Origin of the sequence: Citrobacter sp. 506 (assembly GCF_050434985.1) — a bacterium.
Classification (GTDB): domain Bacteria; phylum Pseudomonadota; class Gammaproteobacteria; order Enterobacterales; family Enterobacteriaceae; genus Citrobacter; species Citrobacter braakii.
The window spans coordinates 619,350-646,283 of record NZ_JBNDJN010000001.1; the positions used below are offsets into that span (position 1 = coordinate 619,350).

Consider the following 26,934-nt stretch of genomic DNA (forward strand, 5'->3'; position numbering starts at 1 on the left):
GGGTCGGGGCCGAGCCTGCGTCCCTGCAGGCCGTCCCCTCTGCCCGCATCCCTGCGGGCAGACCCGGTCAGCCGTCAACGCCTCATCGATTTTCAGCCGGACCGGGGTCATCGCTGCAACGCACTGACTTCCAGTTAACTCTGTTTTGCTGTTCAGATAAAAAACGCAGGTGGTCAGGTGTGGGCTGGTCCGGCTGAAAATTGCCGACGTGTTTCCGTAAGGCCGGGAGAACCCGCAGGGATGCGGGTTCAGGGCGCGTTTTGCAGGGACGCTACCTCGCGCCCGGCCCGTTAGCCTGAAGGAATAAGCGGAGGGTATTGCGCAGCAACAATTTTCCCGCCGGGAGCCGGGATTGTTAAGGGTACGGCGATAGTACCCTTAACACGTTCACAGGTCGTATTGCCTCAGAGAAGTGACAAACATAAGGTGAACGTAGCAATATACCGGAGGCAACAGATTCATTACCTCCGTATGTGCCACTCATCCTCGTTAACTGACAAGCATTACCTTCGCAGAGGCCGTCTTGGTTTGCGCTGACGATTACAGCGCTTTCAGAATCGCATCCACGCTGGCTTTGGCATCGCCAAACAGCATATGAGTGTTTTCTTTAAAGAACAGCGGGTTCTGCACGCCAGCATAGCCGGTGTTCATAGAACGTTTGAACACGATAACGTTCTGCGCTTTCCATACTTCCAGCACCGGCATACCGGCGATTGGGCTACGCGGATCGTCCTGCGCCGCCGGGTTTACCGTATCGTTGGCGCCAATCACCAGCACGGTATCGGTATCGGCGAAATCATCATTGATTTCATCCATTTCCAGCACGATGTCATACGGTACTTTGGCTTCCGCCAGCAGCACGTTCATATGACCAGGCAAGCGCCCTGCTACCGGGTGAATACCAAAGCGTACCTTGATGCCGCGGGCGCGCAGTTTCTCGGTGATTTCAGCGACCGGATATTGCGCCTGTGCCACGGCCATGCCATAGCCCGGGGTGATTATCACGGAGTGCGAGTTCTTCAGCATTTCTGCCGTGTCTTCCGCATTAATCTCACGATGCTCACCGACTTCTTCATCAGACCCCGTAGAAGAACCATCAGAACCAAAGCCACCGGCAATCACGCTGATAAACGAACGGTTCATCGCCTTACACATGATGTAAGACAGGATCGCACCGGAAGAACCAACCAGCGCACCGGTGACGATCAGCAGATCGTTGCTGAGCATAAAGCCCGCCGCCGCCGCCGCCCATCCTGAATAGGAGTTAAGCATTGAAACGACGACCGGCATATCCGCACCGCCGATGGACGCCACCAGATGCCAGCCAAAGGCTAACGCAATAATGGTCATCACCAGCAGCGCCAGAACCTGCAGACCCACGCTTTCGGTACGAACAAACACCACCAGCAGCAGGAAAGAAACAACCAGTGCCGCCAGGTTCATTTTGTGACGATTCGGCAGCATCAGCGGTTTAGAAGAGATCTTACCGCGCAGTTTGCCAAACGCCACCACGGAACCGGTAAAGGTCACCGCACCGATGAAGATACCAAGGAACACTTCCGTCAGGTGAATGTTCACCAGAATCGGTTCCAGGCCTGTGTCGTGATACAGGTAGCTGTTGAAACCCACCAGTACCGCCGCCAGACCGACGAAGCTGTGCAGAATCGCCACCAGCTCCGGCATCTCGGTCATCTCGACTTTCTTCGCCAGACGAATACCAATCGCGCCGCCGATGATCATCGCCACCAGGATCCACGCAACGTTGCCGGTCTCCGGGCCAAAAATCGTGGCAATCAGCGCAATCGCCATCCCGGCGATACCGTAGTTGTTACCCTGTTGAGAGGTTTCGTGTTTCGAAAGCCCAGCCAGGCTGAAAATAAACAGGATCGCGGCAACAATGTATGCAGCTGTAACTAATCCTCCAGACATATGTTACCCCTTAGTTTTTCCGGAACATTTTCAGCATGCGCTGAGTCACGGTGAAGCCACCGAAAATATTAATGCTGGCAATAAGCACCGCGATAAAGCTCAGGAAACTCACCCAGCCACCCTGGCCAATTTGCAATAACGCCCCGACAACGATGATCCCGGAGATAGCGTTTGTCACGGACATCAGCGGAGTGTGTAGCGCGTGCGACACATTCCAGACCACGTAGTAACCCACTACACAGGAAAGCGCGAACACCGTAAAGTGACCCAGGAACTCTTTCGGCGCGACATCAGCAAGCCAGCCAAACAGTATGACGACCAGTGCCATCAACGCATATTTGCGCCACAGTGAGGCCGGTTTTTTCTCTTCTTTCGGCGCGGGCGCGGCTTTTGGCGCAGCCTGCGGCTGAGCTGAAACCTGGATAGGCGGCGCAGGCCAGGTGATTTCACCCTCGCGAACCACCGTAACGCCACGTACGACCACGTCGTCAAAATCGACGGTGATATTGCCGTCTTTCTCTTTGCACAACAGCTTGAGCAGGTTAACGAGGTTCGTGCCATAAAGCTGGGAAGACTGCGTCGGCAGTCGGCCTGGCAGGTCGGTATAACCGATAACCTTCACCCCGTTCTCGGTGGTGGTCACCTGGTTAGGCACGGTATATTCGCAGTTACCGCCGTTTTGCGCGGCGAGATCGACAATCACGCTGCCCGCCTTCATCGAATCGACCATTTCACGGGTGATCAGTTTCGGTGCCGGTTTGCCCGGAATCAACGCGGTGGTAACGATAATATCAACGTCTTTCGCCTGTGCGGCGAAGAGCGCCATTTCAGCTTTGATGAACGCTTCGGACATCACCTTGGCGTAACCGTCGCCGCTGCCGGCCTCTTCTTTAAAGTCCAGTTCGAGGAACTCAGCGCCCATACTCTGAACTTGTTCTTTCACTTCCGGACGGGTGTCAAAAGCACGAACGATAGCGCCCAGGCTGTTTGCCGCACCGATAGCAGCCAGACCTGCCACACCCGCACCAATCACCATGACCTTGGCAGGTGGAACCTTGCCCGCGGCGGTGATCTGGCCGGTGAAGAAGCGGCCAAATTCATGAGCGGCTTCAACAATGGCACGATACCCGGCGATATTCGCCATCGAGCTTAAGGCATCAAGCGACTGCGCGCGCGAAATACGCGGCACGGAGTCCATCGCCATAACCGTCACGTTGCGCTCTGCCAGCTTTTGCAACAGCTCAGGGTTTTGCGCGGGCCAAAGAAAACTCACCAGCGTCGTGCCCGGGTTGAGCAACGGGATTTCCGCCTCTTCCGGCGCGTTGACCTTCAGGATAATCTCTGACTGCCAGACGGCATTTCCGTCAACAATTTCTGCGCCTGCTTGTACAAACGCCTTATCGTCAAAACTTGCCAGTTGACCTGCACCGCTTTCAACCGCGACGCTGAAACCCAACTTAAGCAGCTGCTCAACCGTCTTCGGCGTAGCTGCGACGCGGGTTTCATTGGTTAACCGTTCTCTTGGTATGCCAATTCGCATAATGTTCCCTTCCATCTGTATTTGTGATGATGGTTTATCAATGTTCGCACGAGGCATGCGCGCACTCTCGAAAGAGGTCAGTGTTACCCCAATAAAATAAAACAGTAACAAACTCTGTATAACCTACTGAAAATGACGCCTGTGATCTAGCGCCAAAAAACAGTATTTATTATGAAATTCGCGAAATAGAGATGAATCGGACCGCTGGCAGATAAAATACCCTAAAAATAGCCCACAAAGGCCGATAATTCGCTCAAGCGAAGCGGCAAAACATGATTACGTGCCTGCCAAAAACAATTGATTAACATTAAATTAACTTATGAAATTCAACTGCTTTATCAGTTTTGGTCGCCAAACGCCGAAATTTTCGACATATCACAAAATGTTATCTGTGTTGTTACGTCACGTGGCACGATGAGTGAAAAATGACGCAGACACTGACACAATTTAAATGCAATAATCAGCGACGTTTCTAGTCAATAACAATACCAGTACCTGGTTTGCGCAAGGCGAAGGATTATTTTTATGAAGCTTAAGAACACTCTCCTGGCGTCCGCACTTATTTCTGCGACTGCTTTTTCTGTAAATGCAGCGACAGAATTGACGCCGGAGCAAGCGGCTGCCCTGAAACCCTATGACCGCATTGTGGTTACCGGTCGTTTTAATGCTATCGGTGACGCGGTGACCGCCGTATCACGCCGTGCAGATAAAGACGGTGCAGCCTCCTTTTATGTTGTTGATACCTCAGATTTTGGCAGCGGCGGTAACTGGCGCGTTGTAGCCGACATCTATAAAGCCGATGCTGAAAAAGCGGAAGCGTCCAAAAACCGTGTCATTAACGGCGTGATGGAATTACCGAAAGATCAGGCCGTTCTGATAGAACCATTCGATACCGTTACGGTGCAGGGCTTCTACCGCAGCCAGCCTGAAGTGAACGATGCCATCACCAAAGCAGCGAAAGAGAAAGGCGCTTACTCCTTCTACATCGTGCGCCAGGTCGATGCCAACCAGGGTGGCAACCAGCGTATTACCGCATTCATCTATAAAGCTGATGCGAAAAAACGCGTAGTACAAAGCCCTGATGCGATCCCAGCAGATTCAGATGCCGGACGTGCCGCATTAGCCGCCGGTGGCGAAGCCGCGAAGAAAGTTGAGATCCCAGGCGTTGCGACTACCGCGTCTCCGAGCGCTGAAGTCGGTCGTTTCTTCGAAACGCAATCCACCAAAGGTGGGCGTTACACTGTCACGCTGCCGGATGGAACCAAAGTTGAAGAACTGAACAAAGCAACCGCCGCTATGATGGTGCCGTTCGACAGCATCAAGTTCACCGGTAACTATGGCAACATGACTGAAATCTCTTACCAGGTTGCCAAACGCGCAGCGAAGAAAGGCGCTAAGTATTATCACATCACCCGCCAGTGGTCTGAACGTGGTAATAACATGACCATCAGCGCTGACCTGTATAAGTAATACTCAGTACCTTATCAGGTCTACAGCCTTGTAGACCTGATAATTTCCCGCCATCCTCCCCTCGGGCGAAACAAAAACAGCAGTATTAAGACTACTTTTCACACTATTAGTCACAAATCTCTCTATCCCCATTGCATGCGTTCTCTTCTCTCCGTAAAATCCCGCGCCTTAGTGGCTTTCACCATTTTTATGCGGTTTGCCAAAATAATTATTCTCTCACTCTCGTTTTTGTCACTGGATACAAATGGAAAAGAAATTGGGTCTGAGCGCACTCACCGCGCTGGTTTTAAGCTCAATGCTCGGCGCTGGTGTTTTCAGCCTGCCACAAAATATGGCGGCGGTAGCAAGCCCGGCTGCATTACTGATTGGTTGGGCGATTACCGGTGCGGGTATCCTTTTGCTCGCCTTTGCCATGCTGATTCTGACGCGTATCCGTCCTGAACTGGATGGCGGCATATTTACCTATGCACGTGAAGGTTTCGGTGAGCTGATTGGCTTTTGCTCCGCGTGGGGATACTGGCTGTGTGCTGTTATCGCTAACGTTTCGTATCTGGTGATTGTTTTCTCTGCGCTCAGCTTCTTTACCGACACGCCGGAGTTACGTCTGTTTGGCGACGGTAATACCTGGCAGTCGATTGTTGGCGCATCGGTGCTGTTGTGGGTGGTCCATTTTCTGGTGCTGCGTGGTGTGCAAACGGCAGCCAGTATTAACCTGGTGGCGACGCTGGCGAAATTACTGCCGCTTGGTCTATTTATCGTGCTGGCGTTTATGCTGTTTAAGCTCGACACCTTTACCCTCGATTTTACCGGCGTAGCGTTGGGCGTTCCCGTCTGGGAGCAGGTAAAAAACACCATGCTCATCACCCTGTGGGTTTTCATCGGTGTGGAAGGCGCGGTGGTGGTTTCAGCTCGTGCCAGAAACAAACGCGATGTCGGACGCGCTACGCTGCTGGCGGTACTCGCCGCGCTGGGCGTTTATCTGCTTGTCACCCTGCTGTCTCTGGGCGTTGTCGCACGTCCCGAACTGGCGGAGATCCGCAACCCGTCAATGGCCGGTCTGATGGTGAAAATGATGGGGCCATGGGGTGAAATTATTATTGCCGCAGGTCTGATTGTCTCCGTGTGCGGTGCTTATTTAAGCTGGACGATTATGGCGGCGGAAGTGCCGTTCCTCGCCTCCACGCACAAAGCGTTTCCACGCATTTTTGCGCGGCAGAACGCGCAAGGCGCGCCATCGGCGTCGCTGTGGCTGACCAATGTCTGCGTACAGATTTGCCTGGTGCTGATCTGGCTCACAGGTTCCGACTACAATACGTTATTAACCATCGCCTCAGAAATGATTCTGGTGCCCTATTTACTGGTCGGCGCATTTCTGCTGAAAATTGCCACTCGTCCAATTCATAAGGCTGTCGGTATCGGTGCGAGTATTTATGGCATATGGTTATTGTATGCGTCAGGTCCGATGCACCTGCTGCTGTCTGTGGTGCTGTATGCGCCAGGGCTGCTGGTCTTCCTTTATGCCCGTAAAACACACGCGCATGAAAACGTATTAAAACGCCAGGAAATGGCGCTGATCGGCCTGCTGCTAGTTGCTGCTGTTCCGGCGACCTGGATGTTGATGGGGTAACATTGTCCCCATCGTTCGCGACACATGGAGATTACGATGGGTAAAAAACCCCCTTTGCCAATTCTTATCACCGGAGGAGGTCGACGTATCGGCCTCGCCGTCGCATGGCACTTTATTAATCAAAAACAGCCAGTTATCGTCAGCTACCGTACGCATTATCCGGCTATTGATGGCCTGCGAGATGCGGGCGCGCTGTGTATCCAGGCTGATTTTTCCACCGATGAGGGCGTACTGGCCTTTGCGGATGAGGTCAAAGCACAGACGGATGGCCTGCGCGGTATTGTGCATAATGCCAGTGCCTGGCTTGCAGAAAAGCCCGGAGCGCCGTTAACCGAAGTGCTGTCAACCATGATGCAGATTCACGTCAATACCCCCTACCTGCTCAACCACGCGCTGGAAGGTTTGCTGCGCGGGCATGGACACGCGGCCAGCGATATTATCCATTTTACAGATTATGTTGTGGAGCGTGGCAGCGATAAGCACATCGCTTATGCAGCCAGCAAAGCGGCGCTGGACAACATGACCCGCTCGTTCGCGCGCAAACTGGCACCAGAAGTGAAAGTGAACGCGATTGCCCCCTCGCTAATCCTGTTTAACGAGGGTGACGATGCAGAGTATCGTCAGCAGGCATTGAACAAATCACTGATGAAAACAGCGCCGGGTGAAAAAGAGGTCATTGATTTAATTGACTATCTGTTGACCAGCTGTTTTGTCACCGGGCGTAGTTTTGCCCTTGATGGCGGGCGTCATCTGCGTTAGTGCAATTTAATCCAACAAAAAATAAGCAACCATGCGCTCAGGCCCCAGCACACCACTGAACCGCCGAGCGCAACGGGTAAGCGCATAAATCCGGTGAAATACCACAGCGAAACGAGGTAGACAAAATAGGGAATAATCGACCACATGCTGAAGACAATGGTTGTACGCAACGCTTCGATCCCACGTTCACTGGCCACGATATAGTGGGCAATCAACGCAAAGGTCGGGAACAACGGAATTAATCCGGCAATATAGTAGTTCTTTGTTTTCGCCAGCACACCAATTAACACCACCACCAGCGCACCGAGCGCCGCTTTTATAACGAGTCCCATCACTCTGCCTTAACACATCAATAACATCAGCCCCTAGCATAACGGAAGCGTTCTTGTTTAGAAAAGATTAATGGAAGGAAAAACCGGGGCGGTGTATGTTGGCGTTTTATATTCAAAATGAATGATATGAACACCATCGTATTTGTTGAAGATGATCCCGAAGTTGGCTCGCTGATTGCAGCCTATCTGGCCCGGCATGATATTGAGGTTATCGTTGAGCCTCGAGGTGATTTGGCCGAGGAGAAAATCCTGCAAGTTCAACCCGATCTGGTGTTATTAGATATCATGCTGCCGGGCAAAGATGGGATGACTATCTGCCGCGATTTGCGTGGACGCTGGCAGGGTCCTATTGTCCTGCTCACCTCGCTGGACAGCGATATGAACCATATTCTGGCGCTGGAAATGGGTGCCTGTGACTATATTCTGAAGACAACGCCGCCAGCAGTGCTGCTTGCTCGCCTGCGTCTGCATCTGCGCCAGAATGAACATTCAGTCCAGTCTAAAGGTATTCAGGCGGCAACCATCACGCCGCACACGACGCTGCGCTTTGGCACACTCACTATCGACCCAACCAATCGTTCCGTGCTGCTCGGCGGCGAGCAAGTCTCACTCTCCACCGCCGATTTTGAATTACTGTGGGAGCTGGCAACCCATGCCGGGCAAATTATGGACCGCGATGCGCTGCTGAAGAACCTGCGCGGCGTAAGTTATGACGGCATGGATCGCAGCGTTGATGTCGCGATTTCCCGGTTACGCAAAAAACTGCTCGATAACGCGACTGAACCCTATCGAATCAAAACGGTGCGCAACAAAGGTTATCTGTTCGCACCGCACGCCTGGGACGATGAGCCTCAAATGTAATCCCTCAGGGCCGACCATTATACGTTACACCGTCACTTATAATATCACCCAGATTTGGGTGATGAAGATGGTGTGTATCGTCACCGCGAATTAGTCAGACCTCAAGTAAGATCAAAGCCTTCCCTTTCACGGAAGGCTTTCTTTTGTGTCAACTAAACGTCAGCCCGTCGTATTTTTTCCAACGGTAATTTACTGCAGAAATAATCCAGCAGCCGATAAAGACGCCAATAATCGCAAACCCGACATTCCCCATATGGTCACTCAACTCGCTGACGGTATCCCACAAACCTCCCTGGAGCGAAAATGCGTCAGAGAGAAGCCCCAGCGCCTCCAGCCCGCCAATAAAAAGCGCAACAATTACCGAGGTCCCGGTGATGGTCATATTGTAATAGAGCTTACGCTGCGGCTTATTGAATGCCCATCCGTAGGCCTCAACCATCAGGATACTGTCGAGGCAGTCGATCAGCGCCATGCCGCAGGTAAACAGCGCCGGGAACACGAGAATTGACCACACCGACATGCCACTGGACGCGCTTGAAGCAGAAATTCCGAGCAGAGAAATTTCAGTAGCGGTATCAAAACCCAGGCCAAACAAAAAGCCGACAAAATACATATGCCAGTCTTTGCCTACCAGCCGAAACGCCGAGCGGAAAAGCCAGTTCAGCGGGCCTGAAACTGTCATTTCCTCTGTGGTGCCATCGTAAGTACCGGTGCGTTTTAGATGACGAAAAGCCTTCCAGACATGACAGAATATAACGAGATTAATGGTAGCCAGAATCAGCAGAAATACGGCAGAAACCGTGGTACCTATCAGACCTCCGACATTCTGAAACCATGCCATGTGTTGCTTAAACACGCTGGTGGTCAATGCAATGCCAATGCTTGCCAGTACCACAATGGTGGAATGCCCCAGGGAAAACCAGGCTCCCGTCGTCAGGGCGCGTTTTTTCTGCTGCATGAGTTTACGCGTAGCGTTATCTATCGCGGCGATATGATCGGCATCAACAGCATGGCGCAAACCATAGCACCATGCGATCAGACTAAGCGCCAGTAACGACGTGTTGTTGCTAAACGCGGTGAAAGCCCACAGCCACGCCACGATGTTTGCCCCGATGAGTAAGACCATCAACAAAATAATGTTCGGGCGTTTTTTTAATAAAAAAAACAATGCGTTCATTGCTCACAGCCTGTCAAATTTGCGCTAAAAAACACACTACACCGCCGTTCACTGATTGATTAATAAAACATTTACCAGGCTAATGATAACTCTAAAGAATTACCAGCCCAGTGTCGTAGATCAAAATTGATTACCCCCAAAAGCGAGTTCCGCGCTCGCTAACTCTGCGATGCGCAGGGGTATCGTGGCACAGTCTCCTTCTTGCAGAAACCAGGCAGACGACAACCCACACCAGGCAATAATCCACATCAGCAAACGCTGCCGTTCAATCTTCGCGATTTCAGACACAATATTTACCCGTTGTGCGAATCTTTCTGGCTCAATGGCGACAGGTTTGGTGGGGTCGGCAAGATCGGGATTAGTAAAAATATTGGCGTAATCAAAGCCACGCTCGCCCACCAGCCCTTTAGGATCGATAGCCAGCCATCCTTTCGTTCCGAAATCAAGAATATTGCCGTGGTGTAAGTCACCGTGCAATACGACTTCATTCTGGGGAGAGGAGAGCAATACGTTTGCCACCTCTGCACAATGCGTCAGGATGCCGCCATGCTTTTTCGCGGCAGGAGCCAGATCGCGAAACCAATAAAGTAGCGGTGTTAACGCAGGCGTTGACGCATTCCGGGGGAGATGGAGTCGACTGGCTGCATGGCAAATAATGCGACAGGCCTGCGCATCATTGCCAGACCAGGACATGTCCGCTAAAGACCCCGCCCCTGTTGCACGTTCTAACAGAATCGCCCCTGCTGCATGAGCAAGCACTTTCGCAGCACCATTCCCGTTCCACCAGACCATTAGTTCGCAGCCGTTCCGTTCACTGTCATCGTCGGTGAGTTTGAGTATGGCTTTCTGACCATCTTTGGTCACCACGGGCAAAAGCTGTGATGTGTGCGTCTCAAGCGGTTGGCCATCAGGAGTAAGTCCCCAACGGCTAAGCCAGGTGTTGAACAGACTATTTTCCAAACATTATCCTCATTTTTTTCGCCGGAAATGACCCTCGACAGGGACGGTGTAGACATTATTCCTGCTTTCTGCTGGTTGGGCCACAACGACCCACGCCCACCATTCCTAGCTTATCGTGTAGAGCACTAAAGGGCACACCCTTGCGTATCGGTGTGCCATGCTGACTGTGTTTTTTCAATAGAGGAAGACACGATGATCACGTTATGCAAAGCCTGTGGAACATCCTATGAGGTTGCAGACGCCCTTCCTGAACATTGCGATATCTGCCAGGACGAACGTCAGTATGTCCCCGCGACCGGACAGGAATGGGTCGATTTTGCCGCACTTTGTGCTTCGCACACAAATAAGTGGCGGCAACATGACAGCACCCTCCTCAGCATCCGCACCGTTCCTGGTTTTGCAATTGATCAACGGGCGTTTATTCTGCGTACTCCGGAAGGCAATATTTTATGGGACTGCATTGCCACGCTCGACGACGCCACAAAAATGCTAATAACGTCCCTGGGCGGGCTTAAGGCCATCGCGATTTCGCATCCTCATTACTACACCACCATGCAAGACTGGGCTGACGAATTTAACGCTCCCATTTATCTCCATGCCAACGACCGCAAGTGGGTAATGCGCGACAGCCCGTGGATTAAATTTTGGGATGGCGACACCCTGGAACTAACACGCGACGTCAGTGTGATACGCCTCGGCGGACACTTTGCTGGCGGCTGCGTTCTGCACTGGGCGCGAGATGAAGGCGTGGTGCTTTCCGGCGATATCGTTCAGGTCACCCCTGGGGCGCATGCCGTCTCCTTTATGTGGAGCTACCCCAATATGTTGCCATTGCCAGCCGCAACGGTCAGCGACATTACCCACCGCCTGAGTACGGTGAAATTTAAGCAACTTTATGGCGCGTTTGAAGGGAAAGACATAACGAAAAATGCCGATGACATCGTGCAGCGCTCAGGTGAAAAGTACGTTTCCTGTCTCAAGTAAGCAGGCTGCCTGTCACTGACGTTCACCAGGATGAAAAAGGATAGAAATGATAGGCCGCTCCGATGACAGACACATTCACTATCACACTGATAATGAAGTAGGTTTTGAATGGCTGTTTTTGTGTTTTATGGCGAAAGAGTTGTTGAACGGCTATCGCGCCACCCCACCCGCCAACAACGCCAAACAGCAGCAAAGTGGACTCCGGCACTCGGCGCCAGGCCCTGCGCGCTGCCATTTTATCCGCACCGTACATTGCCAACGTCAGTATGTTGGCGAGCAAAAACCATATAACAAAGGGATGCGAGGTGAAAATGCAGCCTAACGCTGCGAAAATGAGTAGTAAATAACAACAGCGATTGAAATTCATATTTTTATATCACAGCAATTTTGAGAGTATCGGTGAGCATTATATTATGTATTCGGTGATTTTTTATGAAGAAGCTGTTTGTACAGTTTTATCTCCTGCTGTTTGTCTGCTTTCTGGTGATGACCCTGCTGGTCGGCCTGGTCTATAAATTCACCGCAGAGCGCGCAGGCAGACAATCCCTCGACGATTTAATGAAAAGCTCGTTATACCTGATGCGCAGCGAGCTTCGCGAGATCCCGCCACGTGACTGGGGTAAAACGCTGAAGGAGATGGATTTGAACCTCTCCTTTGACCTGCGCGTTGAACCGTTAAATAAGTACACGCTGGACGTTCAAACAATGCAACGTTTGCGCGAAGGCGATATCGTGGCGCTTGACGATCAGTACACATTTATTCAACGGATCCCACGCAGCCATTACGTGCTGGCCGTCGGCCCGCTTCCCTATCTCTATTTTCTCCATCAAATGCGCTTGCTGGACATCGCGTTGATGGCGTTTATTGCTATCTCGCTGGCCTTTCCGGTACTTATCTGGATGCGTCCGCACTGGCAGGAAATGCTGCGACTGGAAGCTGCTGCACAGCGTTTTGGGGAAGGACATCTGGGCGAACGCCTCCATTTTGACAGCGGTTCCAGCTTTGAGCGATTGGGTATCGCGTTTAACCAGATGGCAGACAATATCAATGCGCTAATCGCCAGTAAGAAACAACTTATCGATGGCATTGCCCATGAGCTTCGTACCCCACTGGTACGCTTACGTTACCGGCTGGAAATGAGTGATAACCTCACCGCGCAGGAATCCCAGGCGCTGAATCGCGATATTGGCCAACTGGAAGGGTTAATCGAAGAATTACTGACCTATGCCCGGCTGGACCGCCCGCAAAATGAACTGAAGCTCAGCGTCCCGGACCTGGCCGTTTGGCTGACAACCCATCTGGAGGATGTGCAAAGCGTAAATCCTGAGCGTGCGGTGCGCTTACGCCATCTTAATATTGGCGACTACGGCGCGCTGGATATGCGCCTGATGGAGCGCGTACTGGATAATCTACTGAATAACGCCCTGCGCTATTGCCAGTCTACGGTGCAAGCGAGCCTGTTATTGAATGGCAATCAGGCGACGCTGGTTGTGGAAGATGACGGTCCCGGTATTGCTCCAAACGCCCGCGAACAGGTTTTTGAACCGTTTGTACGCCTTGACCCCAGCCGTGACCGGGCGACCGGTGGTTGCGGGCTTGGGCTAGCCATTGTTCACTCGATCGCATCGGCTATGGGCGGTACGGTCGTCTGTGATGAAAGTGAACTCGGCGGTGCCCGCTTTTGTTTCAGTTGGCCCGTCTGGCATAACATTCCTGAAATTTCAGCTGCCTGACCCATTCGGCTCGGTGGTCAAATGGTGGAGGTTGTGCTATAAAAAAGTATGTTGTAACTAAAATGGTAAATCTATGGCCCGTTACGATCTCGTCGACCGCCTGAACGGCACCTTCCGCCAGATTGAGCAAGAGCTGGCGCTTCTGAACGACAATCTTTTGCAGCAGACGCTGCTGATTGCGCGCGTCTTCTCGTTACCGGAAGTGGTCAAAGAGGCAGAGCATGCTCCACTGCAGAACATTGATGTTAAGCAGCATTTAGGTAAAGAGGCTGAAACGCTGGCGCTACGCCACTATCGTCATCTGTTTATCCAGCAACAGTCCGAGAATCGTAGCAGCAAAGCGGCCGTCCGCCTGCCAGGCGTACTGTGTTATCAGGTAGATAACGCAGCTCAGCGCGCTCTGGAAGAGCAAATACAGCGTATTAACCAGCTAAAAACCACCTTCGAGCGCATTGTCACGGTGGAATCAGGGCTGGCACCGGCAGCGCGTTTTGAATGGGTGCATCGCCACCTGCCGGGACTGATTACGCTGAATGCCTATCGTACGCTTACCCTTGTCAGAGAGCCTGCCACCCTGCGATTTGGCTGGGCCAACAAACACATTATTAAAAATCTGAAACGCGATGAAGTACTGCAACAACTGGAAAAAAGCCTGACGTCGCCGCGCAGCGTACATCCCTGGACGCGGGAAGAGTGGCAGGCGAAACTTGAACGGGAATATCAGGATGTCGCCGCCCTGGGCCAGCAGGCGCGCCTGAAGATTAAACGGCCGGTAAAAGTGCAGCCCATCGCCCGCGTCTGGTACAAAGGAGAACAAAAGCAGGTGCAATATGCCTGCCCGACGCCCTTGATCGCGTTGCTCAACAATGAAAACGGCATGACCGTACCAGATATCGGCGAGTTACTGAATTATGATGCCGACAATGTTCAGCATCGTTTTAAACCTCAGGCGCAGCCGTTGAGATTGATTATTCCCCGGCTGCACCTGTACGTTGCGGATTAACTGCCTGGCCGCATACTGCCAACCATCAGTTCCGGGCGTACCCAGCTGTCAAACTCCGCTTCGGTTAGATACCCCAGCGCCAGGGCGGAGGCTTTTAACGTCAGCCCCTCTTTGTGCGCCTTTTTGGCAATTTCAGCGGCTTTATCATAACCGATATGGGTATTGAGCGCGGTCACCAGCATTAGCGACTCGTTGAGCAGTTGATCGATTCGTTCACGATTGGGCTCGATCCCTGTCGCGCAGTGCTCGTTAAAGCTTTCCATACCGTCAGCCAGCAGACGCACCGACTGCAGGAAATTGTGGATGACCATCGGACGGTAAACGTTGAGCTCAAAATTACCTGACGCTCCGCCCATGTTGATGGCGACATCGTTGCCCATTACCTGACAGCAAAGCATGGTGAGCGCTTCACACTGGGTAGGATTGACCTTACCCGGCATAATGGAGCTGCCCGGTTCATTTTCAGGAATCGAAATTTCGCCAATCCCGCAACGCGGACCGGATGCCAGCCAGCGCACATCGTTGGCGATTTTCATCAGCGATGCCGCCAACCCTTTTAGCGCGCCGTGGGCGTGAACCAGCGCATCGCAGGTGGCTAGCGCTTCAAATTTATTCGGTGCGGTAACGAACGGCGCACAGGTAATGTCCCGCAATTCATCCGCGACCCGACGGGCATATTCCGGATGCGTGTTCAGTCCGGTCCCTACCGCGGTTCCCCCCAGCGCCAGTTCCGCCACGTGGGGTAAGCTGTTTTCAATGTGTCTGAGGTTATGTTCAAGCATTGCCACCCAGCCGGAAATCTCCTGGCCAAGCGTAAGCGGGGTTGCATCTTGCAGATGTGTACGACCAATTTTGACGATATCCGCGAAAGCGTGTGATTTATCACTGAGCGTTTTGGTTAAGACATTTAACTGCGGGATCAGTGAGTTACGCAGCGCCAGCAGAGCGGCAACGTGCATTGCGGTCGGGAACACATCATTCGAGCTTTGGCTTTTATTAACATCATCGTTGGGGTGAACTTTCCGTTCCATCCCCCGCACGCCGCCCAGCAACTCGCTGGCCCGGTTTGCCAGCACCTCGTTCATGTTCATATTGCTTTGCGTACCTGACCCGGTTTGCCAGATGGCCAGCGGAAACTCATCGCGGTGTTTATCCGCCAACACCTCAGCTGCGGCCTGCATAATAGCCCTGGCTTTATCCTCCGCCAGCAGCCCGAGATCCAGGTTAACCTTTGCTGCGGCGCGCTTCGTCAGCGCCAGCGCATGGATCAGCGAGACCGGCATTTTCTCCGTAGAGATACGAAAATGCTCCAGCGAACGTTGGGTTTGCGCGCCCCAAAGCTTATCGGCTGGAACATCAATCGCCCCCATTGAATCATTCTCGCGGCGTACCGTTACCATTACCTGCTCCTTACATTAACAATTGATTAGGTTATGTTTCGACATTGCCCATTTGCATTGGTCTTATGAGTATTAACGAGGATTAATCTGTCGTTTGGTGGTTCGTGCGGTAAAAAAAACCGCCCCGAAGGGCGGCTGACGTTACTTAACGCAGCGTGCGCACTGCGACGTCTGAATCTGCTTGAAGAAATCGTTGCCTTTGTCATCCACCAGGATAAACGCCGGGAAATCTTCCACTTCAATTTTCCAGATGGCTTCCATCCCCAGTTCAGGGTATTCCACACACTCCAGACTCTTGATACTGCCCTGGGCCAGCACCGCTGCCGGGCCGCCGATACTGCCTAAGTAGAAGCCGCCATGCTTATGACAGGCATCGGTCACCTGCTGGCTGCGGTTGCCTTTCGCCAGCATGATCATGCTGCCACCTGCGGACTGAAGCTGGTCAACATACGAATCCATACGCCCTGCCGTGGTTGGTCCAAGCGAACCAGAGGCATAGCCTTCCGGCGTTTTTGCCGGGCCAGCGTAATAGATCGGATGATCTTTAACATACTGCGGCAAACTTTCGCCGTTATCCAGCCGTTCTTTCAGTTTCGCATGCGCAATATCACGGCCAACAATGATGGTACCGTTAAGCGACAGACGTGTAGAAACCGGGTACTGCGACAGCTGAGACAGGATCTCTTTCATCGGACGATTGAGGTCAACGCGTACCGCTTCGCCTTCTCCCGCCTGGCGCAACTCTTCTGGTATATATTTGCCTGGATTATGCTCCAGTTTTTCGATCCAGATACCTTCACGGTTGATCTTAGCTTTGATATTTCGATCGGCTGAGCAAGAAACGCCCATACCAACCGGACACGACGCACCGTGACGCGGCAGGCGGATCACGCGGATATCATGAGCGAAGTACTTCCCGCCGAACTGCGCGCCCAGCCCTAAATTCTGTGCCTCAATCAGCAGCTCTTTTTCCAGCTCCACATCGCGGAATGCCTGACCATGTTCGTTACCTTCGGTCGGCAGCTCATCGTAATATTTAGCCGACGCCAGTTTCACCGTTTTCAGCGTGGCTTCCGCTGACGTTCCACCGATCACAAACGCAATGTGATACGGCGGACAGGCCGCTGTTCCCAGCGTTCGCATCTTCTCAACCAGGTAATTTTTTAATTTGCCCGGCGTGAGCAGCGCTTTGGTCTCCTGGTACAGATAGGTTTTGTTCGCCGAACCACCGCCTTTAGCAATACACAGGAATTTGTATTCATCGCCATCGACGGTATACAAATCTATCTGTGCCGGCAGGTTGGTACCGGTGTTCACCTCTTTATACATATCCAGCGCGGCGTTTTGTGAATAGCGCAGGTTGTCTTCGATGTAGGTGTTATACACACCGCGCGCCAGTGCAGCTTCATCACCGCCGCCGGTCCAGACGCGCTGACCTTTTTTACCCACGATAATCGCGGTGCCGGTGTCCTGACAGGTCGGCAAAATACCTTTTGCCGCAATATCAGAGTTACGCAGGAATTGCAGGGCCACATATTTGTCGTTTTCGCTGGCCTCCGGGTCACGCAGAATGTCGGCCACCTGCTGCTGATGCGCAGGACGCAGCATAAACGAGGCATCATGGAAGGCCTGACGAGCCAGCAGCGTTAAGGCTTGCGGCGCGACTTTAACAATCTCCTGCCCTTCAAATTCGGCAACGGAGACATGGTCACTGGTCAGCAGATAGTATTCGGTATCATCCTTTTTGAGGGGGAAAGGATGCTGATAATGAAAGGGTTTGTTTGACATTGTGCTCTCACTTACTGCTCGGTCTGGTTATTCTCTGGGCAGATGTTCCATTGCCCTGCTTCCCTGCCGCAGGTCGGGTTGTAGAAGGAAAGGCTTTCTGCAACCGGAATTACTCAGGGTATTAAAAGCGAGTCACCATATCCTACACAATTTTTTAACAAAAACTGAGACAAGTACGACTTTTTACATGTGCAGGTTACTTCGCTCAGGGTTTCTTGGTTTAATAGCCGTAGAAAATTCCACATTGAAACAGGGCTTGAGAATGCAAAAACTCATCAACTCAGTGCAGAACTACGCCTGGGGAAGTAAAACTGCGTTAACGGAACTTTATGGGATTGCCAACCCCACTCAGCAACCGATGGCTGAGCTGTGGATGGGCGCGCATCCGAAAAGCAGTTCGCAGGTTCTGGACGCTAACGGCCAGACGGTCGCTCTGCGTGATGTCATCGAACACGATAAATCCGCACTGTTAGGCGATGCCGTTGCGAAACGCTTTGGTGAACTGCCTTTCCTGTTTAAAGTGCTGTGCGCCGCGCAACCTCTTTCGATTCAGGTTCATCCTAACAAGCACAACTCTGAAATCGGATTTGCCAAAGAAAACGCGGCGGGGATCCCGATGGATGCCGCCGAGCGCAATTACAAAGATCCTAACCACAAACCGGAACTGGTTTTTGCTTTGACACCGTTCCTGGCGATGAACGCATTCCGCGAGTTCTCAGACATTGTCGCATTGTTACAACCGGTGTCCGCCGCGCATCCGGCTATTGCGCATTTCCTGCAGGAGCCGAGCGCGGAACGTCTGAGCTATCTTTTCGCCAGCTTGCTGAATATGCAGGATGAGGAGAAATCCCATGCGCTGGCGATCCTGAAATCGGCGCTGAACAGCCAGCAGGGTGAACCGTGGCAAACCATTCGCCTGATCGCCGATTTCTATCCGAATGACAGCGGGCTCTTCTCCCCGCTGCTGCTCAATGTGGTGAAACTCAATCCTGGCGAAGCGATGTTCTTATTTGCCGAAACCCCACACGCCTACTTGCAAGGTGTGGCGCTGGAGGTAATGGCTAACTCGGACAACGTGCTGCGCGCCGGACTGACGCCAAAATACATTGATATCCCGGAGCTGGTCGCCAACGTTAAGTTTGTCGCCAAGCCAGCCAATCAGTTGCTGACCACGCCAGTTAAGACTGACAGCGAACTGGACTTCCCCATTCCGGTCGACGATTTCGCGTTCTCCTTGCATGAACTGACCGCCAATGGCGCAGATATCAGCCAGCAAAGTGCGGCCATTTTGTTCTGCATCGAAGGTGAAGCCGTGCTGAGCAAGGGCGAGCAGCGTCTGGTGCTGCAGCCGGGTGAGTCGGCCTTTATTAGCGCGAATGAATCGCCGGTAAACGTCAGCGGCACGGGCCGTTTAGCTCGGGTTTATAACAAGCTGTAGCAAGATACTGATATTTTTAACAACTCTTGCTAAGCTGTAGTGAGTTAAAGACATGTCACTCCTCCAGGCGTCTTCAAACGCCTGGTTTTATTTTATGGATATCAAAATGAAAAAATCGCTGGTAGCTGCGGGTGTGGTGGTTGCACTGGGTATCGTCTGGACGGGCGGCGCCTGGTACACAGGAAAGAAACTCGAAACGCATCTCGCCGAGATGGTGACGCAGGCAAACGATCAGTTAAAACGCTACTCCCCAGAGGCGGGCATTGAACTGAGTTATCAAAACTACCAGCGCGGCGTGTTCAATAGCCAACTGCAGTTGGTGGTGAAACCTGTTGCCGGGCAGGCAGATTCCTGGCTGAAACCGGGACAAAGCATCGTCCTGAATGAAACCGTGGATCACGGTCCTTTCCCGCTGGCTCAGCTGAAATCACTGAATCTTGTTCCGGCAATGGCCTCCGTGAAAACGACGCTGGTCAATAACGACGTGACGAAGCCGCTGTTTGATATTGCCAAAGGTGAGACGCCATTCATCATTAATTCACGTATTGGCTACAGTGGGGATACCCGTTCCGATCTCTCCCTCAAACCGCTGAACTACGAGAAAGGCGACGAAAAAGTGGCCTTTAGCGGCGGGGAGTTCCAGTTTACGGCAGATAAGGATGGTAATGAGGTGTCGCTGACTGGCGAGGCGCAAAGTGGCCTGGTTAATGCCGTCAATGAGTATGATCAGAAAGTACAAGTTACTTTCAATAACCTGAAAACTGAAGGTTCCAGCAGTATTGCAAGCTTTGGTGAGCGCATCGGCGATCAGAAATTGTCCCTCGAAAAACTGTCGATTTCAGTCGAGGGCAAAGAGCTGGCGGTGCTGGAAGGCATGGGTATCGATGGCAAATCCGATCTGATTAACGATGGCAAAACCGTCAACAGCCAGTTGGATTACACCCTGAACAGCCTTAAATTGCAGGGCCAGGATATGGGGAGCGGTAAGCTGACGTTAAAAGTTGGCCAGATTGACGGTGAAGCACTGCACCAGTTCAGCCAGCAGTACAGCGCCCAAACCAAAGCGCTGATGGCGCAGATTGATGTGGTCCAAAATCCTGAGCTTTATCAGCAGAAAGTCACCGAAGCCTTCTTTAATGCGCTACCGATTCTGATGAAAGGCGAACCGGTTGTCACCATTGCTCCACTGAGCTGGAAGAATGCAAAAGGTGAAACCACATTTAATCTGTCACTGCTGCTAAAAGATCCGACCGCAAACACGGTGGAGCCGCAAACGCTGGCCCAGGAAGTGGATCGTTCCGTCAAATCGCTGGATGCGAAACTGACCATCCCTGTCGATATGGCGACTGAGTTCATGACGCAAATTGCCAAACTGGAAGGATATCAGCAGGAAGAAGCGGCTGGTCTGGCGAAGCAACAGGTTAATGGCTTGGCGGCGATGGGGCAGATGTTCCGCATTACGACTTTGCAGGACAACGTCATCGGCACCAGCCTGCAATACGCAAACGGCCAGGTGACGCTGAACGGACAAAAAATGCCGCTGGATGAGTTTGTTGGTATGTTCGGTATGCCTTCTCTTACACAGCCGGATGCCCCTGCCATCCCGCAACAATAATCACTCGTCAGTGACAGGCCCGATAACAGTGTTTATCGGGCTTTTTTATTTCGCCGCCACCAGACGAGCGGAAAGCGTCAGATTGCGTGAATGACCTTCATCGTGGGCAATGCGTTGTAGCATACGTTCAGCAAGGGTGTATCCCATTTCACGCGCGGGCGAACAGGCCCAGGTAATCGGGATATCGTCCAACGCGTTTTCCGCCACATCAGCGAATCCGGCCAACGATATTTGCTGTTCGAAATAGCGATCGACACCAATTTCACCACTCTGACGTCCTGCTCTCATCAGGCCAAACCAGGCGCCTATGGCGATTATTTCGTTGTAGCACACCACCGCGCTGATCGTGGGATTGCGGCGTAACAGCGCCGTTACCTCTTCTGCGGCCTGCTTCTGGCTGGATGAGCACTCCAACACCCAGTCGCTATGAAACGGTAAACCATATTTTAGTAACGTTGCACAATAACCGCCGACGCGCTCTGCGCGAGTCAATGAAGAACTCTGCCCGCCCAGCCAGGCAATACGCTGGTGTCCGTGGCGGATAAGATGTTCAACCAGTAACTGTGCAGCCTGCATGTTATCGGGCCTGACGGTGTCTGCGTCATCCATGTAGCTGGCGCGTGATGCAAATACCACCGGGATCCCTTTGTCAGCGGCCAACTGTTGCAGTGCATCACTGCTACCGGCGGCCCCGGCAATGACCACGCCATCCACCCCCTGGTTGAGTAACATCGCGAAACGCTGCGCCAGCTGCTCCCCATCTTTACCGCCGTGCAGTAAGAAGACCATGCGCCCCTGCGCTTCTAACGCTTCCGTCAGACCCGCCGTCAGCTCGGCGTAAAACGGCGTTGAGAGATCGCGTACAATCAAACCAACTACTCCGCTCTGCCCGCCGCGCAGCGCTGATGCCTGGCGGTTACGCACAAACCCCAGTTGCTCAATAGCAGCATTCACCCGCTCCCCGGTCGCTGATGAAATTCGCCCTTTTCCACTGAGCACCAATGAGACGGTGCTGACCGAAACCCCCGCAGCCAGCGCAACATCATGGATGGTTATTTTTTTGGCTATAGCCATAAAAACAGAAAACTCCCTGATAACGTGACGGATAAAACGTTTTATCAATCACTTATATTTATACCCCCTATTATCGTTCGATAATGTGATTTATACCGCACTAAAATTAGGTAAAACGTTTTATCTTCTCGCCATCATTAGTCAGCTAGCCTTTACAAGGAGTCGTTTGATGACGGCGAGAACCACACCAAAAATAACGTTATGGGAATTTTTCCAGCAGTTGGGCAAAACCTTTATGCTGCCTGTAGCGCTGCTCTCATTTTGCGGGATCATGTTGGGGATCGGCAGCTCGTTGAGTAGCCATGATGTCTTGACGCTGATCCCGGCGTTGGGGAATCCGGTGCTTCAGGCCATCTTTACCTGGATGAGTAAAGTTGGCTCATTTGCGTTTAGCTTCCTGCCAGTCATGTTCTGTATTGCCATTCCTCTGGGCCTGGCGCGCGAGAACAAAGGCGTTGCGGCGTTTGCCGGTTTTGTCGGTTATGCGGTCATGAACCTCGCCGTCAATTTTTGGTTAACCGCCAAAGGTATCTTACCCACCACAGATGCGGCGATCCTGAAAGCCAACAACGTGCAAAACATTCTGGGGATCCAGTCGATCGACACCGGGATCCTCGGTGCCGTTATTGCCGGGATCATTGTCTGGATGCTGCATGAACGCTTCCACAACATTCGTCTGCCGGATGCGCTGGCGTTTTTCGGTGGTACGCGCTTTGTGCCGATCATCTCCTCGGTGGTGATGGGATTGGTCGGGCTGGTCATTCCCCTGATTTGGCCAGTTTTCGCCATGGGCATTACCGGACTCGGTCACATCATCAATAGCGCGGGGGAATTTGGTCCTATGCTGTTTGGTACCGGTGAACGTCTGTTGCTGCCTTTTGGCCTGCACCATATTCTGGTGGCACTCATTCGCTTCACCGAAGCTGGCGGCACACAGGAAGTCTGCGGCCATAGCGTGAGCGGCGCACTGACTATTTTCCAGGCTCAACTGAGCTGCCCGACAACGCAAGGTTTCTCTGAAAGCGCAACACGCTTCCTGTCCCAGGGTAAAATGCCGGCGTTCCTCGGCGGTTTACCGGGTGCGGCATTAGCCATGTACCACTGCGCACGCCCTGAAAATCGTCATAAAATTAAAGGGTTATTAATTTCTGGTCTGATTGCCTGTGTCATCGGAGGTACAACCGAACCACTTGAGTTCTTATTCCTGTTCGTCGCTCCGGTTCTGTATGTAATCCACGCCCTGCTAACCGGTCTTGGCTTCACCGTGATGGCGGTGCTTGGCGTCACTATCGGTAACACTGACGGTAACCTGATTGACTTCGTGGTGTTCGGCATCCTGCACGGATTGTCCACCAAGTGGTACCTGGTCCCTGTTGTCGCGGCTATCTGGTTTGCGGTGTACTACGTGATCTTCCGCTTCGCCATCACGCGCTTCAATTTGAAGACGCCGGGCCGTGAAGTCGAAATTGCCAGCAATATCGAAAAAGTAATGGCCGGAGCGCCGGGTAAATCAGGTTACAACGTCCCTGCTATTCTGGCGGCGCTGGGCGGCGCGGAAAACATTGTCAGCCTGGATAATTGCATCACCCGTCTGCGCTTGTCGGTGAAAGATATGTCGCTTGTTAACGTACAGGCTCTGAAGGACAATCGTGCCATTGGCGTAGTACAACTCAATCAGCATAACCTTCAGGTCGTTATCGGTCCGCAGGTCCAGTCAGTGAAAGACGAGATCGCGGTTCTGATGAACACCGTACAGGCTTAAGGATAACAATATGTTTGATTTTTCAAAGGTTGTGGACAGGCACGGTACCTGGTGTACTCAGTGGGATTACGTTGCCGACCGTTTTGGTTCAGCCGATCTGCTGCCATTCACCATCTCCGATATGGATTTTGCCACCGCACCTTGCATTCTGGAGGCGCTGACTCAGCGCCTGTCACATGGCGTGTTGGGTTACAGCCGCTGGAAAAACGATGAGTTTCTGGCGGCGATAAGCCATTGGTTTCTTTCGCGACATAACACCCAGATAGATCCTCAGTCGCTGGTATACGGCCCCTCGGTCATCTATATGGTGTCGGAGTTGATCCGCCAGTGGTCATCCGTGGGCGATGCGGTGGTTATCCATACTCCGGCGTACGATGCGTTTTACAAAGCGATTGAAGGTAATCAGCGCCAGGTGTGCGCAGTCGGACTAGAAAAACGCGCCGACGGCTGGTTTTGCGACATGGTTGCGCTGCAGAAAGCCCTGTCTCGACCTGAAAGCAAAATTCTTCTGCTTTGCAGCCCACAAAACCCAACGGGCAAAGTGTGGACGCGCGACGAGCTGGAAACCATGGCAGAACTGTGTCAGCGCCATGGTGTAAAAGTCATCTCCGATGAGATTCATATGGATATGGTATGGTCAGACCGGCCGCACATCCCGTGGAGTAACGTCGCGCGTGGCAGTTGGGCACTGCTCACTTCCGGCTCAAAGAGTTTTAATATTCCGGCATTAACCGGGGCTTACGGACTCATTGAAGATGCTCAAAGCCGCAACGATTACCTCAGCGCGTTAAAAGGCCGCGATGGTCTTTCCTCGCCTGCGGTGCTGGCGCTTAGCGCACATATTGCCGCTTATCAACAGGGTGCAAGTTGGCTTGATGCGCTGCGCGATTATCTTGCCAGCAATCTGCATTACGTTGCGCGTGAGCTTAATGCCGCATTCCCCGAACTCAACTGGCAGATTCCGCAATCCACCTATCTGGCATGGATTGACCTGCGTCCGCTCAATATTGATGACCATGCCTTGCAGGATGCTCTCATCCACCAGCAGAAAGTCGCTATCATGCCGGGATACACCTACGGAGAAGAAGGTCGCGGTTTTGTACGCCTCAATGCCGGATGCCCAAGATCCAAGCTTGAAAAAGGCGTTCAGGGGCTGATTAACGCCATCCGTTCTGTACGCTAATTAAGTTTGCGCAATGAAATTATTCATTGCGCAACATAGCTTTTTATCCCGATTTTTTCATATAATACGACGCACTTTACCTAAATACACGAGTGCGACCATGATTGATACTTCCCTCCCCCTGACCGACGTCCATCGCCACCTTGATGGTAACATCCGTGCCCAAACGATCCTGGAACTGGGTCGTCAGTTCAATTTAACGCTTCCGGCACAAACGCTGGAAACGCTGATCCCTCATGTGCAAGTCACATCAACTGAGCCGGATTTAGTGAGCTTTTTATCCAAGCTCGACTGGGGCGTGAAGGTACTGGCCTCGCTGGATGCGTGTCGCCGCGTGGCATTTGAGAATATTGAGGATGCAGCACGTAACGGCCTGCACTATGTAGAATTACGTTTTTCACCCGGCTATATGGCGATGGCGCATCAGCTCCCGGTTGCGGGCGTGGTTGAAGCCGTCATTGCCGGCGTACGCGAGGGCTGCAAGACCTTTGGCGTCGAAGCTCGCTTAATTGGCATTATGAGCCGTACCTTCGGCGAAGCCGCCTGCCTGCAGGAACTGGATGCGCTGTTAGCCCACCGTGACCATATTACGGCACTGGATCTGGCTGGTGACGAATTGGGTTTCCCGGGCAGTCTATTCCTGTCGCATTTCAATCAGGCGCGCGACGCCGGCTGGCGTATTACCGTACATGCGGGCGAAGCCGCGGGACCAGAAAGTATCTGGCAGGCTATTAAAGAGCTGGGCGCAGAACGTATTGGTCACGGCGTAAAAGCCGTTGAAGACCGTGCGTTGATGGATTACCTCGCCGAACACCGTATCGGCATCGAATCCTGCCTGACATCGAACATTCAGACCAGCACCGTCGCCTCTCTGGCAACCCACCCGCTGAAAACATTCCTTGAGCATGGCGTTTTAGCCAGCTTGAATACGGACGATCCGGCGGTACAGGGTGTGGATATTATTCACGAGTACACCATTGCCGCGCCAGCAGCAGGACTCACGCGCGAACAGATCCGTCAGGCGCAAATCAACGGCCTGGAAATGGCATTTCTGAGTAACGAAGAAAAACGTGCCCTGCGCGAGAAAGTCGCGGCAGCGTGACGGTTAAAGTGCCGGATGAGATGCTGAGCATCGCCATCCGGCATTTGCCTAATCAGGCAAGGCACAGCGTCGAGCGATGTTTCGCCGATTCAAGACCCAGCTCAATCAGCTCCATGATTTGAATAGCTTGTCTCGCCGGTACCGGGTTTTCACCATGACCATTTAGCGCATCACGAATGCCAGCATAGTACGCCGGGTAATTACCCGGTACAGTCAGCCAGGTCTCTTCAACCTGCTCTTCGCCTTCTATTCGCGTCAACACGCCATCGCGCATGTCGTAACCCCAGTCTTCCTGAGGAAGTCGCTCGCCATTTTTCAGGCGCTCTTCCTGCGGGTCAAGACCATACTTCACATAGCTGCCACGCGATCCGTGCACGATATAACGGGCCGACTCAGCGGCAGCGAGCATGGTGCCGTGCAGAATCACACGACGCTGCGGGTAAGTCAGGATGGCATGGAAGTAATCCGTCGCTTGCGCACCTGGGCGAAGCTGAGCCAGGTCTACCGTCATGCTGACGGGCAAACCAAACAGGTTAATCGCCTGATCCAGAAGATGCGGTGCTAAATCATACCAGATGCCGCTTCCCGGCCCCCCCTGTTCACGCCAGCGGTCACGAACCTGCGGGCGGAATCGATCGAAATGGGATTCGAAATACGCCACCTCCCCCAAAACGCCATCCGCCAGCAGGGCTTTCAACGTCAGAAAATCACTGTCCCAGCGGCGGTTATGGAAAACGGACAGCACGCGGCCAAGGCTACGCGCCAACGCATCCAGTTCGCGCGCTTGTGACAGTGTCACGGTGAAAGGCTTATCAACAACCACATGTTTGCCCGCTTCCAGCGCAGCCTTCGCTAACGGGAAGTGAGTGTCATTAGGCGTGGGGATCACAATCAGGTCGATATTCGGATCGTTAAAAAGGTGTTTAGGCTCAGCAACAACCGCCACCGTTGGCCAGTCTGCCTTCACTTTTGCTTCATCACTACTGGAAACCGCAGCCAGTTCGAGGCCCGGTGTGCCCACAATCAGGGGGGCATGGAAGGTTTTACTGGCGTAACCATAGCCAATTAGCCCAACGCGGATGTTGTCACTCATGTTATAGCCTCTCAATTCAGGACTGACCTATTTCACACCATACCCTGCAACGTCTCAATAGTTTAATAACCATTGCGCTACAAAGGTTGTTTATTAACTTAAG

The 26,934-nt window shown here is 52.6% G+C and carries 22 protein-coding genes; 12 read left to right on the plus strand and 10 right to left on the minus strand.

Translation table 11 applies throughout. The features are described 5' to 3' along the window. Nucleotides 1–540: 540 nt before the first annotated feature. Together pntB and pntA are read right to left on the minus strand one after the other, a co-directional pair. Nucleotides 541–1,929 (minus strand): Re/Si-specific NAD(P)(+) transhydrogenase subunit beta, encoded by a 1,389-nt coding sequence (gene pntB / locus ABIE10_RS03120; protein ID WP_016153031.1) that lies wholly within the window; start codon nt 1,927–1,929, stop codon nt 541–543. 10 nt (nt 1,930–1,939) lie between these two features. Beyond that, on the minus strand, nt 1,940–3,469 hold the full coding sequence (gene pntA / locus ABIE10_RS03125) for a Re/Si-specific NAD(P)(+) transhydrogenase subunit alpha (protein ID WP_235116804.1): 1,530 nt from the start codon (nt 3,467–3,469) through the stop codon (nt 1,940–1,942). A 525-nt stretch (nt 3,470–3,994) separates the two neighbouring features. Between pntA and ydgH the strand changes: the two genes are divergently transcribed. The 3 genes from ydgH to folM all read left to right on the plus strand — a co-directional run bounded on the left by ydgH (nt 3,995) and on the right by folM (nt 7,325). Beyond that, complete coding sequence (gene ydgH, locus ABIE10_RS03130; RefSeq protein ID WP_016156455.1) at nt 3,995–4,939, plus strand: DUF1471 family protein YdgH; 945 nt, start codon at nt 3,995–3,997, stop codon at nt 4,937–4,939. Nucleotides 4,940–5,183: 244 nt separating this feature from the next. Then, the gene (locus tag ABIE10_RS03135) at nt 5,184–6,566 is read left to right on the plus strand and encodes an amino acid permease (RefSeq protein WP_429154692.1); all 1,383 of its coding nucleotides are present in this window, start codon (nt 5,184–5,186) and stop codon (nt 6,564–6,566) included. A gap of 36 nt (nt 6,567–6,602) precedes the next feature. Further along, a complete protein-coding gene (gene folM, locus ABIE10_RS03140) occupies nt 6,603–7,325 on the plus strand; it encodes a dihydromonapterin reductase (protein WP_094761181.1) in 723 nt (240 codons plus the stop codon). On the opposite strand, the gene ABIE10_RS03145 is transcribed toward folM, so the two are convergent. Next, nucleotides 7,322–7,657: a GlpM family protein gene (locus tag ABIE10_RS03145; protein WP_016153026.1), complete on the minus strand. Its 336-nt coding sequence runs from the start codon at nt 7,655–7,657 to the stop codon at nt 7,322–7,324. The two genes, folM and ABIE10_RS03145, sit on opposite strands and share 4 nt — an antisense overlap. A 117-nt stretch (nt 7,658–7,774) precedes the next feature. Here ABIE10_RS03145 and rstA point away from each other — a divergent pair, with 117 nt between their 5' ends. After that, nucleotides 7,775–8,518, plus strand: a complete 744-nt coding sequence (gene rstA, locus ABIE10_RS03150) for a two-component system response regulator RstA (protein ID WP_016153025.1) — start codon at nt 7,775–7,777, stop codon at nt 8,516–8,518. Between the two features lie 148 nt (nt 8,519–8,666). On the opposite strand, the gene ABIE10_RS03155 is transcribed toward rstA, so the two are convergent. Both ABIE10_RS03155 and ABIE10_RS03160 read right to left on the minus strand, forming a co-directional pair. Then, nucleotides 8,667–9,695, minus strand: a complete 1,029-nt coding sequence (locus ABIE10_RS03155) for a HoxN/HupN/NixA family nickel/cobalt transporter (protein ID WP_429154695.1) — start codon at nt 9,693–9,695, stop codon at nt 8,667–8,669. Between the two features lie 120 nt (nt 9,696–9,815). Beyond that, complete coding sequence (locus ABIE10_RS03160; RefSeq protein WP_429154697.1) at nt 9,816–10,655, minus strand: aminoglycoside phosphotransferase family protein; 840 nt, start codon at nt 10,653–10,655, stop codon at nt 9,816–9,818. Nucleotides 10,656–10,847: 192 nt separating this feature from the next. Here ABIE10_RS03160 and ABIE10_RS03165 point away from each other — a divergent pair, with 192 nt between their 5' ends. Continuing rightward, nucleotides 10,848–11,639 (plus strand): MBL fold hydrolase, encoded by a 792-nt coding sequence (locus tag ABIE10_RS03165; protein WP_019076747.1) that lies wholly within the window; start codon nt 10,848–10,850, stop codon nt 11,637–11,639. 22 nt (nt 11,640–11,661) lie between these two features. Here ABIE10_RS03165 and ABIE10_RS03170 read toward each other — a convergent pair whose 3' ends face one another. Then, complete coding sequence (locus ABIE10_RS03170; protein WP_429154699.1) at nt 11,662–12,006, minus strand: DUF1294 domain-containing protein; 345 nt, start codon at nt 12,004–12,006, stop codon at nt 11,662–11,664. 65 nt (nt 12,007–12,071) lie between these two features. Between ABIE10_RS03170 and rstB the strand changes: the two genes are divergently transcribed. After that, nucleotides 12,072–13,373 (plus strand): two-component system sensor histidine kinase RstB, encoded by a 1,302-nt coding sequence (gene rstB / locus ABIE10_RS03175; RefSeq protein WP_429154701.1) that lies wholly within the window; start codon nt 12,072–12,074, stop codon nt 13,371–13,373. 73 nt (nt 13,374–13,446) lie between these two features. Then, nucleotides 13,447–14,376, plus strand: coding sequence for a DNA replication terminus site-binding protein (gene tus / locus ABIE10_RS03180; protein WP_259688610.1), 930 nt, complete (start codon nt 13,447–13,449; stop codon nt 14,374–14,376). Here tus and fumC read toward each other — a convergent pair. Next, nucleotides 14,373–15,776 (minus strand): class II fumarate hydratase, encoded by a 1,404-nt coding sequence (gene fumC / locus ABIE10_RS03185; RefSeq protein WP_259688611.1) that lies wholly within the window; start codon nt 15,774–15,776, stop codon nt 14,373–14,375. The two genes, tus and fumC, sit on opposite strands and share 4 nt — an antisense overlap. Nucleotides 15,777–15,917: 141 nt before the next feature. Then, nucleotides 15,918–17,564, minus strand: a complete 1,647-nt coding sequence (gene fumB / locus ABIE10_RS03190; protein ID WP_425135741.1) for a class I fumarate hydratase — start codon at nt 17,562–17,564, stop codon at nt 15,918–15,920. 262 nt (nt 17,565–17,826) lie between these two features. Between fumB and manA the strand changes: the two genes are divergently transcribed. Together manA and ABIE10_RS03200 are read left to right on the plus strand one after the other, a co-directional pair. Continuing rightward, nucleotides 17,827–19,002: a mannose-6-phosphate isomerase gene (gene manA, locus ABIE10_RS03195; protein ID WP_049041450.1), complete on the plus strand. Its 1,176-nt coding sequence runs from the start codon at nt 17,827–17,829 to the stop codon at nt 19,000–19,002. 106 nt (nt 19,003–19,108) lie between these two features. Continuing rightward, nucleotides 19,109–20,617, plus strand: coding sequence for a YdgA family protein (locus ABIE10_RS03200; RefSeq protein WP_429154704.1), 1,509 nt, complete (start codon nt 19,109–19,111; stop codon nt 20,615–20,617). A gap of 45 nt (nt 20,618–20,662) precedes the next feature. Here ABIE10_RS03200 and ABIE10_RS03205 read toward each other — a convergent pair whose 3' ends face one another. After that, nucleotides 20,663–21,691, minus strand: coding sequence for a Mal regulon transcriptional regulator MalI (locus ABIE10_RS03205; RefSeq protein ID WP_016153014.1), 1,029 nt, complete (start codon nt 21,689–21,691; stop codon nt 20,663–20,665). Between the two features lie 169 nt (nt 21,692–21,860). On the opposite strand from ABIE10_RS03205, the gene malX reads away from it, so the two are divergent. From malX to add, 3 genes are all read left to right on the plus strand, one after another. Next, nucleotides 21,861–23,453, plus strand: coding sequence for a maltose/glucose-specific PTS transporter subunit IIBC (malX, locus tag ABIE10_RS03210; protein WP_016153013.1), 1,593 nt, complete (start codon nt 21,861–21,863; stop codon nt 23,451–23,453). Between the two features lie 10 nt (nt 23,454–23,463). Then, on the plus strand, nt 23,464–24,636 hold the full coding sequence (locus ABIE10_RS03215) for a MalY/PatB family protein (protein WP_429154706.1): 1,173 nt from the start codon (nt 23,464–23,466) through the stop codon (nt 24,634–24,636). A 100-nt stretch (nt 24,637–24,736) separates the two neighbouring features. Further along, nucleotides 24,737–25,738, plus strand: coding sequence for an adenosine deaminase (gene add / locus ABIE10_RS03220; protein ID WP_094169216.1), 1,002 nt, complete (start codon nt 24,737–24,739; stop codon nt 25,736–25,738). A gap of 52 nt (nt 25,739–25,790) precedes the next feature. Here add and ABIE10_RS03225 read toward each other — a convergent pair whose 3' ends face one another. Continuing rightward, nucleotides 25,791–26,831 carry an oxidoreductase gene (locus tag ABIE10_RS03225; protein WP_016153010.1) on the minus strand — a complete coding sequence of 347 codons (1,041 nt, stop codon included), beginning with the start codon at nt 26,829–26,831 and terminating at the stop codon, nt 25,791–25,793. Nucleotides 26,832–26,934 lie beyond the last annotated feature (103 nt).

Bases quoted from the DNA above. Each gene is read 5' to 3' on its own strand.
- folM (WP_094761181.1), top strand. From the start codon at position 6,603: ATGGGTAAAAAACCCCCTTTGCCAATTCTTATCACCGGAGGAGGTCGA.
- ABIE10_RS03155 (WP_429154695.1), bottom strand. From the start codon at position 9,695: ATGAACGCATTGTTTTTTTTATTAAAAAAACGCCCGAACATTATTTTG.
- ABIE10_RS03135 (WP_429154692.1), top strand. From the start codon at position 5,184: ATGGAAAAGAAATTGGGTCTGAGCGCACTCACCGCGCTGGTTTTAAGC.
- ABIE10_RS03205 (WP_016153014.1), bottom strand. From the start codon at position 21,691: ATGGCTATAGCCAAAAAAATAACCATCCATGATGTTGCGCTGGCTGCG.
- ABIE10_RS03145 (WP_016153026.1), bottom strand. From the start codon at position 7,657: ATGGGACTCGTTATAAAAGCGGCGCTCGGTGCGCTGGTGGTGGTGTTA.
- ABIE10_RS03200 (WP_429154704.1), top strand. From the start codon at position 19,109: ATGAAAAAATCGCTGGTAGCTGCGGGTGTGGTGGTTGCACTGGGTATC.
- ABIE10_RS03170 (WP_429154699.1), bottom strand. From the start codon at position 12,006: ATGAATTTCAATCGCTGTTGTTATTTACTACTCATTTTCGCAGCGTTA.
- pntB (WP_016153031.1), bottom strand. From the start codon at position 1,929: ATGTCTGGAGGATTAGTTACAGCTGCATACATTGTTGCCGCGATCCTG.
- pntA (WP_235116804.1), bottom strand. From the start codon at position 3,469: ATGCGAATTGGCATACCAAGAGAACGGTTAACCAATGAAACCCGCGTC.
- rstB (WP_429154701.1), top strand. From the start codon at position 12,072: ATGAAGAAGCTGTTTGTACAGTTTTATCTCCTGCTGTTTGTCTGCTTT.
- tus (WP_259688610.1), top strand. From the start codon at position 13,447: ATGGCCCGTTACGATCTCGTCGACCGCCTGAACGGCACCTTCCGCCAG.
- ydgH (WP_016156455.1), top strand. From the start codon at position 3,995: ATGAAGCTTAAGAACACTCTCCTGGCGTCCGCACTTATTTCTGCGACT.
- add (WP_094169216.1), top strand. From the start codon at position 24,737: ATGATTGATACTTCCCTCCCCCTGACCGACGTCCATCGCCACCTTGAT.
- ABIE10_RS03215 (WP_429154706.1), top strand. From the start codon at position 23,464: ATGTTTGATTTTTCAAAGGTTGTGGACAGGCACGGTACCTGGTGTACT.
- fumB (WP_425135741.1), bottom strand. From the start codon at position 17,564: ATGTCAAACAAACCCTTTCATTATCAGCATCCTTTCCCCCTCAAAAAG.
- ABIE10_RS03225 (WP_016153010.1), bottom strand. From the start codon at position 26,831: ATGAGTGACAACATCCGCGTTGGGCTAATTGGCTATGGTTACGCCAGT.
- fumC (WP_259688611.1), bottom strand. From the start codon at position 15,776: ATGGTAACGGTACGCCGCGAGAATGATTCAATGGGGGCGATTGATGTT.
- malX (WP_016153013.1), top strand. From the start codon at position 21,861: ATGACGGCGAGAACCACACCAAAAATAACGTTATGGGAATTTTTCCAG.
- ABIE10_RS03165 (WP_019076747.1), top strand. From the start codon at position 10,848: ATGATCACGTTATGCAAAGCCTGTGGAACATCCTATGAGGTTGCAGAC.
- manA (WP_049041450.1), top strand. From the start codon at position 17,827: ATGCAAAAACTCATCAACTCAGTGCAGAACTACGCCTGGGGAAGTAAA.
- rstA (WP_016153025.1), top strand. From the start codon at position 7,775: ATGAATGATATGAACACCATCGTATTTGTTGAAGATGATCCCGAAGTT.